Here is a 12,089-nt window from a genome sequence, read left to right as displayed (position 1 = left end):
GATATATGTAACATCCGGCCGATGCAGGAGTAAGAGGAGCGGGTTCGACGTGCAGAGCGGGACCTCGGTGGCGGGGCGCTACCGATTGGACGAACGGCTGGCCGCGGGCGGCATGGGGGAGGTCTGGAAGGGCACCGACACCCGCCTGGGCCGCACGGTCGCGATCAAGATCTTGCACGCCGGCCTGTCCAACAGCGACAAGTTCCGCGCCCGCTTCCAGCTCGAGGCCCGCGCCGTCGCCGCCCTCCAGTCGCCCGGCATCGTCGCCCTCTACGACTACGGCGAGGAGACGACCGACGAGGATGGTCTCGTCTCCTACCTGGTCATGGAGCTCGTGCGCGGCCGCTCCCTCGCCGAGATCCTGAAGGACCGCGGCACGCTCCCGCCCGCCGAGGTCATGCAGATCGTCGCCGCCGCGGCCGACGCCCTGGAGACCGCGCACCGCCACGACATCATCCACCGCGACATCAAGCCCGCGAACCTCCTCGTCGACGAGGAGACCGGCGCGGCCAAGATCGTCGACTTCGGCATCTCCGCCGCCCGCGGCGCCTCCGGCCTCACCGAGACCGGCACCGTCATGGGCACCCTCGCGTACGCCTCGCCCGAGCAGCTCAACGGCGCCGAGCTGACCGGCGCCAGCGACCTCTACTCCCTCGGCATCGTCGCCTACGAGGCCCTCATGGGCCGCCCGCCGTTCGTCTCCGACACGCCCGTCGCGGTCATGAACGGCCACATGACGCAGGCCCCGCCGCCGCTCTCCCGCGACATCCCGCCCGGAATCGCCCAGGTCGTGCTCCAGTCCCTCCAGAAGGACCCCAAGGCCCGGTACGCCTCGGCGGCCGACATGGCCCGCTCCGCGCGCGAAGGCCGTGTCGTCACCGGCAACCTCCCGCTCGCCGCGGCGCACGACGGCCAGCAGACCCAGTACTTCGGCTCCGACCAGACCGCCCTCATCGGCGGCGTCGTCGGCGGCGCGGGCGGCGACACCGCAGCCCAGCCCACCAGCCAACTCGGGCAGGCCGACGAGAAGAAGGGCGCGACCCTCTGGTTCATCATCGCGGGCATCATCCTCGCGCTGGCCCTCATCGGCGGCCTGATCTGGTGGATCAACGCCAACAGTGACCGAGGCGAGATCGGCGACGGCAACTCGCCGAGTCCTTCTGAGACGGTCAGCGAAGCCGAGGAGACGACCGAAGAGGCCCCCACGTCGGAAGAGGAGACGGACGACTGGGACCCGACGACCGAGGAGGAGACCTCCGAGGAGCCCTCGTCCGAGGAGCCTTCGTCGGATGAGCCGAGCTCCGAGGAGCCGAGCTCCGAGGAGCCGACGTCCGAGGAGCCGACCGACGAACCGACCGACCCCGACACCAACTCTCCCTCCGAGGAGAACACCGTCCAGGGGCAGGCGTAACACGCAGCAGTGCGGCCCGCGGATCGAATCCGCGGGCCGCTTTCTCGTTCCAGGTTCTACATCGGCGGGTACCGCACGACCCTGTCGGTCCCGTTGCCGTTCGACGTGGTCACCCACAGGTAGCCGTCCGGGCCGAGTTCGACGGTGCGGAGCCGTCCCAGCTCCGAGACCAGGACCGCGACCGGCTCTCCCGCTTCGCCGTCCGCGACCGGGACCGTCCACAGGCGCTGGCCGCGGAGGGCCGCGACGTACGCGGTGTCGCCCACGACTTCGGCCCCTGAAGGCGAGGCCTCCGCGGTGGTCCAGGTGACCAGCGGGTCGACGTACTCGGGCGCGCCGCCGGTGCCCTCGACCTCGGGCCAACCGTAGTTGCCGCCCGCGACGCCGAAGTTCAGCTCGTCCCAGGTGTTCTGGCCGAGTTCGGAGAAGTACAGGTCGCCGTCCTCGTCCCAGGACAGGCCCTGCACGTTGCGGTTGCCCCAGGTGTACACGGGCGAGCCCTCGAACGGGTTGTCCTCGGGCACGCTGCCGTCGGGGTTCACGCGCAGGATCTTGCCGCCGAGGCTGTCGAGGTCCTGGGCGTTCGCGGTGACGTTCGCGTCGCCGGTCGTGATGTACAGCTTGCCGTCCGGGCCGAACGCCAGGCGGCCGCCGTTGTGGTTGAGCGCGGAGGGAATGCCGGTGACGACCGGCTGGGGGTCGAAGGAGTCGAGCGTGAAGCGAACGACCCGGTTGTCCTCCTCTGTGGACAGATAGGCGTAGACCCAGCCGTCGGTGGCGAACGTGGGGGAGACCGCGAGGCCGAGCAGGCCGCGCTCGTCGAACGAGCCGGTGCCCCCGGCCACGTCGAGGGTCCCCAGGACCGCCGGGTCGGCGTCGGTGCCGATGCGCAGCACGTTCCCCGAGTTCCGCTCGGCTACGAGCGCGGAGATCTCGTCGGGGAGGAACGCCAGCCCCCACGGGATCGTGAGGCCGGTGGCGACCGTGTCGCCGTTCGCGAAGTCGAACTGCGGGGTCTGCGCGGGCGCGGGGTCCTCCTGCGCGGAGGCGGTCGCGGTGCCCGCGGCCAGTGCCAGTCCGGCGATCGCCGCGGCGATCGCGGGCAGTCTGCGTCGCATGGATGCTCCTTGTCTCTCGTGGTGCCGGTACGGAAGGCGGAGAAGTCATGACATAGAGGTATTTCAATATAATTGCCATCGTAGACACGATTCGCCCGCTCTGTCCAGGAGTGCCGGTCCGCCGCGCCCGGACAGGCCAGCGATGCCCGGACTGCCGCCCGATCCGCGACCGCGTGACGTTATTCCGGTCACTGCCGCCGGATGCGAACGGCCGCAAACGAGCTGGTAACGAACCCGTCATGTTGCGGTCTCGGTACCCCACCGGGCGGATGCGGTCCCTTATGCTCGGAATCGGAACGCAGATACCCCGACCCCAGGAGCACACCCATGCACTCCCGCACCACGATGCGACTCACCGGCGCCGTCGCCGTCGCCGCCTTCGGGCTCGGCCTGGCCGCCTGCGGCGACGGGTCGAACGACACCACGAGCGGCGGTTCGGGCGACGGCGACAACGCCGCCGCCGCGCTGACGCCCCAGGAGGCCGTCGCGGCCGCCTTCCAGGGCCTCTCCGACGACTCCTACAAGATGGAGTCGTCCATGACCGTCAACGGCGCCGAGTTCGTCGCCATGACCACCGTCGTCGACGGCGACAACGCCCAGTCCACGGGCGACGTCTTCATGAGCGCCATGGCCGAGGCCTCCGGCGAGGAGATCGACCCGAGCATGGCCGCCCTCTTCGGCGACATGCACACCGAGACGATCCTCGTCGGCGAGACCGCCTACATCCAGATCTCCGGCGGCATGTTCGACGGCATGGCCGAGGAGTACGGCGAGGACGCCTGGTTCACCGCCGACGCCACCGAGGGCGACATGGGCGACGTCTACTCGCAGTTCGGCGGCATGGACCTCGCCTCCCAGACCGAGACGATGCTCTCCAGCCTCGAGAACGTCGAGGAGACCGGCGACAACACCTTCACCGGCACCCTCGCCGCCGACTCCGAGGCCCTGTCCGCCTTCACCGAGGGCGCGACGGCCGCCGACGCGGCCGCCCTGGAGTCCATCGAGGTCACCGTGGCGCTCGACGACGAGGGCCTGCTCAAGTCCATGACGATGACGCTGCCCGAGACCGACGGCATGACCATGGTGATGACCTCCGAGGTCGTCGAGATCGGCGGCTCGTACGACATCGCCGCCCCCGACACGGAGAACCTCGTCCCGTTCGAGGAGTTCATGGGCGCCGGCTTCTAGCCGCACCGAGACGACCCCGGGCCGCCGCACCGACCGGTGCGGCGGCCCGCCGCATGTTCCGAACCGGTCGTGGCGCAGACCCGGCGACGGCCCTCACTTCTGCGTCCCGCCCATGCCCATGGCTTACGCTGAGGGCGAGATGGACGCACCAGGCCTGTTCGAAATCGCCCAGCCGCCCGACCCGCACGCCGCGGCGCACGGGAGCGGCATCCTCGGCACCGGCGCGGCCACCGGCGACGAGCCGCTGGCCGTGCGGATGCGACCCCGCACCCTCGACGAGCTGGTGGGCCAGGACCACCTGCTCGGCGCCGGCTCGCCGCTGCGCCAGGTCGTGGAGGGCCGCCAGCCGCTCTCGGTGATCCTGTGGGGCCCGCCCGGCTCCGGCAAGACCACCATCGCGCACCTCGTCGCCCAGTCCGGCGACCGCCGCTTCCGCGCCATGTCGGCGCTGAACTCCGGCGTCAAGGACGTGCGCGCCGCGATCGACGAGGCCCGCCGCGTGCGCCGCACCGGCGGCCCGCAGACGATCCTCTTCATCGACGAGGTCCACCGCTTCACCAAGACCCAGCAGGACTCCCTGCTCGGCGCCGTCGAGGACCGCACCATCACGCTCCTGGCCGCCACCACCGAGAACCCGTACTTCTCCGTGGTCGCCCCGCTGGTGAGCCGCTGCGTGCTCCTGACCCTGCGCGAACTCGACGCGACCGATGTCGGCGAGCTCGTCGACCGCGCCGTCGCCGACGAGCGCGGACTCGACGGCCAGGTCGTGCTCGATCCCGAGGCCCGCGAGCACCTCGTGCGCACCGCCGCCGGCGACGCCCGCAAGGCCCTGACCGCCCTGGAGGCCGCCGCGCTCTCCGCCGGCGAGGACCACCGCGTCACCGTCGCCGTCGTCGAGGCCGCCATCGACACCGCCGCGGTCCGCTACGACCGGGACGGCGACGGGCACTACGACGTCGCCAGCGCCTTCATCAAGAGCCTCCGCGGCTCCGACGTCGACGCCGCGATGCACTACCTGGCGCGGATGGTCGTCGCGGGGGAGGACCCGCGGTTCATCGCCCGCCGCCTCGTGATCTTCGCGTCCGAGGACGTCGGCATGGCCGACCCGACGGCGCTCCAGACCGCCACCGCCGCCGCGACCGCCGTCGAGCGCATCGGCATGCCGGAGGCCCGCATCAACCTCGCGCAGGCCGTCGCGCACCTGGCGACCGCGCCGAAGTCGAACGCGGTCATCACCGCGATCGACGAGGCGATCAAGGACGTGCGGCAGGGGATGATCGGCCCGGTCCCGCCGGACCTGCGCGACGCCCACTACAAGGGCGCGGGCGCGCTCGGCCACGGCGCCGCCTACGTCTACCCGCACGGCGACCCGCGCGGGGTGGTGCCGCAGCGGTACGCGCCCGACGTCGTCGCCGGCCGCGACTACTACCGGCCGACCAGGCACGGCCTGGAGGCCGAGATCGGGCCGCGCCTGGAGAAGCTGCGCCGGATCGTGCGCAGCGCCGACGAGGGGCGGAAGCCGGCCGATGACGACTGACCGCCCGCCGCGCCGGGCCTCCGACCGGGTCGTCCACGCCCTGGAGGGCACCGGGGCGCGCATCGAGCGGCTGCGCATGGGCGTGGTCGCCGTGGTCGCCTCGGCCGTGCTGCTGGTCGCCGCGGTCCTGTTCCTGGGCCGGGCGGTGACCGTGGACCCGACGCGCCGGGCCGCCGACGAGCTGTCGGTGCCGGGCTGGGCCGCGGTGAGCGTGGCCGACGAGACGTACGGCAGCCGCTGGTGCCTGGGGGAGTGCCGGGTCCGGATGCGCACGTGGGCGTCCGAGGGCACCGTCGAGGACACCTCCCAGGTGTACTGGGAGGCCGTGCTGGCCGCGGGCTGGACCCCGGCGGACGCCGGGACCTGCGTCGGCGGCGTCGGCGAGGAGGGCTGCTACGTCCGCGACGAGCTGTACCTCGAGCTGTGGGTCGTCCCGGTGGAGTGCGGCGACCGGTACGAGCTGTGCGTCGGCTCGGAGGTCACGGCCGTGGTCGCGTCCCAGGCGGCGCTGCCGCGGCTGGCCGAGGACCGGCGCGAGGTCGTGGAGGCGGGCTAGTCCCGGGCCCGCCCTGCCCGCGCCGCGCCCCGTTGCGTCGGATGTCCGATCCCGCAAGGTAAGGTCGGGGCTGCGTCGCTTCTACGCGAATACCGGGTCCATTCATCAGCCGCACCGGTCGGTCAATGCTTCAGCGAGGGGGAAGAGCTGTGCCAGGCGAGACGTTGGCAGTGGAGTTCACGAACGTGAGCCTCTGGGAAGTCGCGGTGCTCATCATCGCGGTTGCGTTCTTCATCTTCAGCCTGATGCTCGCCCTGGGCCTGATCCGGAAGCTCAATGGCACGGTCGCCCGGGTCAACAGCGTCCTCGACAAGGTCGACCACGAGATCGGCCCGATCCTGCGCAACGCGAACGCCACGCTCGACAACGTGAACGCCTCGCTCGTCCAGGTCGAGGGCGAGCTGGAGAAGGTCTCGTCGATCACCGGGAACGCCGCGCACATCTCCTCGAACGTCGCGAACATCACGAGCCTGGTCGTGTCGGCCGTCGGCTCCCCGCTGGTGAAGGCCGCCGCGTTCGGGTTCGGCCTGCGCACGGCCGTGAAGAAGCGCAACGAGGGCTACGACGAGGACCAGGTCCGCCGCATGGTCGAGGCGTCCCGCCAGTCCAAGCGCGAGTCGAAGCGCGCCGCCAAGTCGCGCCGCCGCGCCGCGAAGTGACAACGTTCCCGAAAACGGATTGAGGGGTCCCCGTGCTGAAGCGGATGATCTGGGTAGGCATCGGCGTCGTGGTCGGCGTCGTGGTGGTCCGCAAGCTCACCAAGGCGGCCGAGTCGGTCACTCCGGGCGGGGTCGCCGAGCGGATCGGCGATGCCGGTGCTGGAATGAGGGAGTCGCTCAAGTCGTTCTGGGCGGACGTCTCCGAGGCCAAGGCCGCCAAGGAGGCCGAGCTGTACGAGGCGATCGAACGCGGCGAGGACATCTCGCCGCTCCTCACCGAAGACGAAGAAGATGACGACGACCGGTCCCCGAGCCGGCCGTTCTAGCAGTCGCGAGACCTTGAAGGAGGTGCCCCATGGAGACCGCTGAAATCCAACGCCGATTTCTGAAGTTCTTCGAGTCCAACGGCCATACGGTGGTCCCCAGTGCACCGCTGCCGGCGATCGAGGACCCGAACCTGCTGTTCGTCCCCGCGGGCATGGTCCCGTTCGTGCCCTACTTCCTGGGACAGGCGACGCCGGACTGGAACCGCGCCACGTCGGTGCAGAAGTGCATCCGCACGCCCGACATCGACGAGGTCGGCAAGACCTCGCGCCACGGCACGTTCTTCCAGATGAACGGCAACTTCTCCTTCGGGGACTACTTCAAGGAGCAGGCGATCCGCTTCGCCTGGGACCTGACCACCGGCTCGCTCGAGTCCGGCGGCCTGGGCCTGGACGGCGACCGCATCTGGGCCACGGTCTACCTCGACGACGACGAGGCGATCGACATCTGGCACCAGCAGATCGGGCTCCCGCTGGACCGGATCGTGCGCCGCGGCCAGGCCGACAACATGTGGTCCATGGGCATCCCCGGACCCTGCGGCCCCTGCTCGGAGCTGTACTACGACCGCGGGCCCGACTACGGCCCCGAGGGCGGCCCCGAGGTCGACGAGGACCGCTACCTGGAGTTCTGGAACCTCGTGTTCATGCAGAACATCCGCGGCGGCGGCCCCGCGAAAGAGGGCTACGAGATCACCGGCGACCTGCCGAAGAAGAACATCGACACCGGCATGGGCATGGAGCGCATGGCCGCCCTGCTCCAGGGCGTCGACAACATGTACGAGATCGACCAGGTCCGCCCGCTCATCGACAAGGCGTCCGAGCTCACCGGGAAGCGCTACGGCGTCTCCACCAGCCGGACCGCCTCCGAGTCGCACCCGGACGACGTGCGCTTCCGCGTCATCGCCGACCACGTGCGCTCGGCGCTCATGCTCATCGGCGACGGCGTCGCGCCCTCCAACGAGGGCCGCGGCTACGTGCTGCGCCGCATCATGCGCCGCGCGATCCGCGCCGTGCGCCTGCTCGGCTACGACAAGCCCGCGCTGCCCGAGCTGCTGCCGGTCGCGCGCGACTGCATGAGCCCGTCCTACCCCGAGCTCGCGAAGGACTTCGAGCGGATCTCCTCTTACGCCTACGGCGAGGAGGAGGCGTTCCTGAAGACCCTCAAGCACGGCACCACCATCCTCGACACCGCGGTCGCCGAGACCAAGACCGGCGGTGGCACGACCCTGTCCGGGTCCAAGGCGTTCGAGCTGCACGACACGTACGGCTTCCCGATCGACCTGACCCTGGAGATGGCCGAGGAGCAGGGCCTCTCGGTCGACCAGGACGGCTTCCGCCAGCTCATGGCCGAGCAGCGCAAGCGCGCGAAGGCCGACGCGGCGGCGCGCAAGACCGGCCACGCGGACCTGTCCGCGTACTGGCAGCTCCTCCAGGACCAGGGCCCGACCGACTGGAAGGCCTACGAGACCCTCGAGACCGAGTCCCGCGTCGTCGGGCTCCTCTCCGAGGGCAGGCCGGTCCCGGTCGCGACGGCCGGCCAGATCGTCGAGGTCGTGCTCGACCGGACCCCGTTCTACGCGGAGTCCGGCGGCCAGCACGCCGACGCCGGCAAGCTCGTCGGCCCGAACCTCTTCGCCGAGGTCGTCGACGTGCAGCGCCCGGTCAAGAAGCTCGTGGTCCACCAGGTCCGCGTCCTCGAAGGCGAACTCGTCGTCGACGACAAGGTCGAGGCCACCGTCGACCCGGAGTGGCGCCTCGGCGCCCGCCAGGCGCACTCGGGCACCCACGTGGTGCACGCGGCCCTGCGCGAGGTGCTCGGCCCGACCGCGCTCCAGTCCGGCTCCTTCAACCGGCCCGGCTACCTGCGCCTCGACTTCTCGTGGCGCGCGAAGCTCTCGGACGAGACCCGCAGCGAGATCGAAGAGGTCTCGAACAAGGCCGTCCGCGACGACCTGCCGGTCGCCGTCAAGTACATGAGCCTCCCGGAGGCCAAGGACTTCGGCGCGGTCGCGCTGTTCGGCGAGACCTACGACGAGACCGTCCGCGTCGTCGAGATCGGCGGCCCCTGGTCGCGCGAGCTCTGCGGCGGCACGCACGTGTCCCACTCGGCCCAGATCGGCCCGCTCGTCCTCACCGGCGAGTCCTCGGTCGGCTCCGGCCAGCGCCGCGTCGAGGCCGCCACGGGCATGGAGGCGTACCGCTACCTCGCCCGCGAACGCGACCTCGTCTCGCAAATTGCTGACGAGATCGGCGCCCAGCGCGGCGACGTCCTTGAACGCGTCCGCGCGATCCTCCAGCGCTCCAAGGACGCCGAGCGCGAGCTCGCCGCCCTCCAGGCGAAGGCGGTCTCCGGCCGCGCCGTCGAGTTCGCGCAGAACGCGAAGCAGGTCGGCGCCGTCAAGGTCGCCGCGGTCCAGGCGCCCGAGGGCACCAAGGGCGGCGACGTCCGCGACCTCGCGCTGAAGATCCGCGACGCCCTCGGCGAGTCCGAGCCCGGCGTGGCCGCGGTCGTGGCGACCGCCGGCGGCAAGGCCAGCATCGTCGTCGCGGCGAACGCGGCCGCGAAGGCGCAGCACGTGTCCGCGGCGGCGCTGGTCAAGGCCGCGCTGTCCGGCAAGGGCGGCGGCAACGACGACATCGCCCAAGGCGGCGGCGTCCCGGCCGACCAGGCCCCGCAGCTGCTCGACGCGGTCGTCCGCGCCATCGGCGAGTGATGGAAGACGCTCCGACCGGCCCCGCGCCCACCCCCGAGTGGAAGCGGGGCCGTCGTCTCGGCATCGACCTCGGCAAGGCCCGCATCGGTGTCGCCGTGTGCGATCCGGACGGCCTCCTCGCCACCCCGGTCGCGACCGTTCGTCGCGACCTCAAAACCGCTGGTGAGAACATTCCGGCCGATATTCTCGAAATCGCCGAAACGGCCCGGGAATACGATGTGGTCGAAATCGTCGTCGGCCTACCGGTTACTCTTTCGGGTGAGGAGGGGCCGGCAGCCGCCCACACCCGAGCCTGGGTGCAGCGGTTCGCCGACCACGTCTCGCCAACGCCGGTGACCCTGACCGACGAGCGCATGACCACCGCTGTGGCCGTCCGCCGCCTCAACGAAGGCGGGGTGCGCGGGAAGCGGAAGCGCTCCATCGTCGACCAGGCGGCCGCGGTCGAGATCCTCCAGCAATGGTTGGACCGGCGGCGGAGGTAAGCACAGGATGCTCGGCGACTTCAGGACCGAGGACGACCGCTCGGCGGCACCCAGGAGCCACCGGCGCAAGGACTCCGGCAAGTCACTGATCGCCATGACCCTGGTCGTCGCCCTGTTCGGCGTCATCGGTGTCGGCGGCTGGTGGGCGTACAACAACGTCATCAAGGACTACTTCACCGCCGAGGACTTCACCGGCGACGGCAACGGCAACCAGGTCGTGGTGACCGTCGAGTCCGGCTGGCTCGTCTCCGACATCGCCGACGAGCTCGCGGCGCAGGGCGTGGTCGCCTCCGCGAAGGCGTTCCTCAACGCCTCCGAGGACGACGGCGACTCCGGCACCGCCATCCAGGCCGGCTCCTACGCCATGGAGGAGGAGATGTCGGCCGCCTCCGCGCTGGCGTTCATGATCGACCCCGGGAACCTGTCGCTCGACCACGTCGTCATCCCCGAGGGCAAGCGCTCCTTCGAGGTCTACGAGATCCTCTCCGGCTACACGGGTGTCCCGATCGAGGACTTCGAGGCCGCCGCCCAGGACCCGGAGGCGCTCGGCGTCGACCCGGTCTGGTTCGAGGGCTTCTCCGACCGCCAGATCAAGTCCGTCGAGGGCTTCCTGTTCCCGTCGGCGTACGAGTTCGACGAGACCATGACGGCCGTCCAGATGCTCACCGAGATGGTCGCGCGCTTCAACCAGACCATCGAGGAGATCGGCTTCTTCGACAAGCTCGCGACGGTCGCCGACCCCGACCCCGACTACGACCCCAGCGCCATGGAGGAGCAGACCTTCTACCCGCCCACGAACGGCGAGTTCAAGATCTACCCGTGGATGGCGCTCCAGGTCGCCTCGATCGTCCAGTCCGAGTCCGGCATCGCCACCGACGACCCGAAGATCGCCCAGGTCATGTACAACAAGATGTACATCAACCCGTACACGCACGAGCAGACCAACTGCAACTGCTTCGAGTCCGAGGCGATCTGGAACTACGGCCGCCTGCTCAACGGCGAGGACGCGATCACCTCCGGCGAGAACATCGACTGGGGCGCGGTCATGCGCGACCCCGACAACCCGTGGTCGCCCAGCGCCCCCGAGCACGCCGGCTACCTGCCGAGCGCCATCTCCAACCCCGGCGCCGCCGCGCTGGAGTCGGCGGTCGCCCCCGAACCCGGCGACTGGCTGTTCTTCGTGACCGCGTACGACGACGGCTCGGCCCTGTTCGCCGCAACCTACGAGGAGCACTTGGAGAACATCGAGGTGGCCGAGGAGAACGGCATCCAGTGACGCACGCAGCGGTCCTCGGCAAGCCCATCGGGCACTCGCTCTCGCCGGTCATCCACAACGCGGGCTTCGCCGCGGCGGGCCTGGCCGACTGGACCTACACGCGCCACGAGTGCGACGAGTCCGGCCTCGCCGCGTTCGTCGACGGCCTCGACGCGACCTGGGCCGGGCTCTCGCTCACCATGCCGCTCAAGGAGGTCGCGCTCGACGTCGCCACCGAGGCCACCCCGGTCGCCGAGGCCATCGGCGCCGCCAACACGCTCGTCCTGCGCGGCGGGCGCCGGCTCGCCGACAACACGGACGCGCCCGGGATCGTCGACGCGCTCGCCGAGATCGGGATGAAGGACGCCGAGCACGTCGCCGTCCTCGGCGCCGGCGGGTCCGCGCGCGGCGCGCTCGCGGCCGCGCAGCAGCTCGGCGCCGCCGCGGTCACCGTGTACGCGCGCCGCCGCGAGGCCGTCGCCGAGCTCGAACCGGTCGCCGGGCGCCTCGGGCTGCGGCTGCACGCCGCCGACTGGGAGGACGCCGCCCGCGCCGGGCGCGCCGACCTCGTCGTGGCCACGGTCCCCAAGGGCGTCACCGACGACCTGCACCTGGACTGGTCCGCGGACGCGGTCCTGTTCGACATCCTCTACGACCCGTGGCCGACCGCGCTCGCCGCCGGGGCCGAGGCCCGGGGCGTGCGCGTCCTCGACGGGCTCGCGCTCCTGCTCGCGCAGGCCGTCCGCCAGTGGACGCAGTTCACCGGCGTCGAGGACGCCCCGGTCGCGGCGATGCGCCGCGCCCTCTACGACGCGGTCCCGTCCCGGACCGAGTGAAGGACCCGAG

The 12,089-nt window shown here is 71.0% G+C and carries 10 protein-coding genes and 1 pseudogene; 10 read left to right on the top strand and 1 reads right to left on the bottom strand.

Annotation, left to right across the window (positions count from 1 at the left end):
- The first annotated feature begins 49 nt into the window (after positions 1–49).
- Positions 50–1,411: a serine/threonine-protein kinase gene (locus tag ABD419_RS03485; RefSeq protein WP_344481775.1), complete on the top strand. Its 1,362-nt coding sequence runs from the start codon at positions 50–52 to the stop codon at positions 1,409–1,411.
- A 56-nt stretch (positions 1,412–1,467) separates the two neighbouring features.
- Here ABD419_RS03485 and ABD419_RS03480 read toward each other — a convergent pair whose 3' ends face one another.
- The gene (locus ABD419_RS03480) at positions 1,468–2,529 is read right to left on the bottom strand and encodes a PQQ-dependent sugar dehydrogenase (protein ID WP_344481774.1); all 1,062 of its coding nucleotides are present in this window, start codon (positions 2,527–2,529) and stop codon (positions 1,468–1,470) included.
- Between the two features lie 327 nt (positions 2,530–2,856).
- Here ABD419_RS03480 and ABD419_RS03475 point away from each other — a divergent pair, with 327 nt between their 5' ends.
- The 9 genes and pseudogenes from ABD419_RS03475 to ABD419_RS03435 all read left to right on the top strand — a co-directional run bounded on the left by ABD419_RS03475 (position 2,857) and on the right by ABD419_RS03435 (position 12,079).
- Complete coding sequence (locus ABD419_RS03475; RefSeq protein ID WP_344481772.1) at positions 2,857–3,717, top strand: hypothetical protein; 861 nt, start codon at positions 2,857–2,859, stop codon at positions 3,715–3,717.
- Between the two features lie 139 nt (positions 3,718–3,856).
- Positions 3,857–5,341, top strand: a pseudogene (locus ABD419_RS03470) (replication-associated recombination protein A); the annotation flags it as partial.
- Positions 5,244–5,810, top strand: coding sequence for a hypothetical protein (locus tag ABD419_RS03465; RefSeq protein WP_344481768.1), 567 nt, complete (start codon positions 5,244–5,246; stop codon positions 5,808–5,810). The pseudogene ABD419_RS03470 and the gene ABD419_RS03465, both read left to right, overlap by 98 nt.
- A gap of 185 nt (positions 5,811–5,995) precedes the next feature.
- Positions 5,996–6,469, top strand: coding sequence for a DUF948 domain-containing protein (locus tag ABD419_RS03460; RefSeq protein ID WP_344481766.1), 474 nt, complete (start codon positions 5,996–5,998; stop codon positions 6,467–6,469).
- Positions 6,470–6,513: 44 nt separating this feature from the next.
- On the top strand, positions 6,514–6,795 hold the full coding sequence (locus tag ABD419_RS03455; protein WP_344481763.1) for a hypothetical protein: 282 nt from the start codon (positions 6,514–6,516) through the stop codon (positions 6,793–6,795).
- Positions 6,796–6,824: 29 nt separating this feature from the next.
- Complete coding sequence (alaS, locus tag ABD419_RS03450; RefSeq protein WP_344481760.1) at positions 6,825–9,506, top strand: alanine--tRNA ligase; 2,682 nt, start codon at positions 6,825–6,827, stop codon at positions 9,504–9,506.
- Complete coding sequence (ruvX, locus tag ABD419_RS03445) at positions 9,506–9,988, top strand: Holliday junction resolvase RuvX (RefSeq protein WP_344481757.1); 483 nt, start codon at positions 9,506–9,508, stop codon at positions 9,986–9,988. The genes alaS and ruvX overlap by 1 nt, the downstream gene beginning before the upstream one ends.
- Positions 9,989–9,995: 7 nt before the next feature.
- Entirely contained in the window at positions 9,996–11,264 is a 1,269-nt protein-coding gene (locus ABD419_RS03440; protein ID WP_344481754.1) for an endolytic transglycosylase MltG, read from the top strand.
- On the top strand, positions 11,261–12,079 hold the full coding sequence (locus ABD419_RS03435; protein WP_344481751.1) for a shikimate dehydrogenase: 819 nt from the start codon (positions 11,261–11,263) through the stop codon (positions 12,077–12,079). The genes ABD419_RS03440 and ABD419_RS03435 overlap by 4 nt, the downstream gene beginning before the upstream one ends.
- Positions 12,080–12,089: the final 10 nt, after the last annotated feature.

This window comes from Glycomyces endophyticus (assembly GCF_039531525.1).
Lineage (GTDB): Bacteria > Actinomycetota > Actinomycetes > Mycobacteriales > Micromonosporaceae > Glycomyces > Glycomyces endophyticus.
The sequence above is the reverse complement of the archived record's forward strand: the minus strand, read 5'-3'. Positions and strand labels throughout refer to the sequence as shown.

Excerpts from the sequence above, each read along its gene's own strand:
- ABD419_RS03480 (WP_344481774.1), bottom strand. The coding sequence starts at position 2,529 with ATGCGACGCAGACTGCCCGCGATCGCCGCGGCGATCGCCGGACTGGCA.
- ABD419_RS03475 (WP_344481772.1), top strand. The coding sequence starts at position 2,857 with ATGCACTCCCGCACCACGATGCGACTCACCGGCGCCGTCGCCGTCGCC.
- ABD419_RS03465 (WP_344481768.1), top strand. The coding sequence starts at position 5,244 with ATGACGACTGACCGCCCGCCGCGCCGGGCCTCCGACCGGGTCGTCCAC.
- ABD419_RS03455 (WP_344481763.1), top strand. The coding sequence starts at position 6,514 with ATGATCTGGGTAGGCATCGGCGTCGTGGTCGGCGTCGTGGTGGTCCGC.
- alaS (WP_344481760.1), top strand. The coding sequence starts at position 6,825 with ATGGAGACCGCTGAAATCCAACGCCGATTTCTGAAGTTCTTCGAGTCC.
- ruvX (WP_344481757.1), top strand. The coding sequence starts at position 9,506 with ATGGAAGACGCTCCGACCGGCCCCGCGCCCACCCCCGAGTGGAAGCGG.
- ABD419_RS03440 (WP_344481754.1), top strand. The coding sequence starts at position 9,996 with ATGCTCGGCGACTTCAGGACCGAGGACGACCGCTCGGCGGCACCCAGG.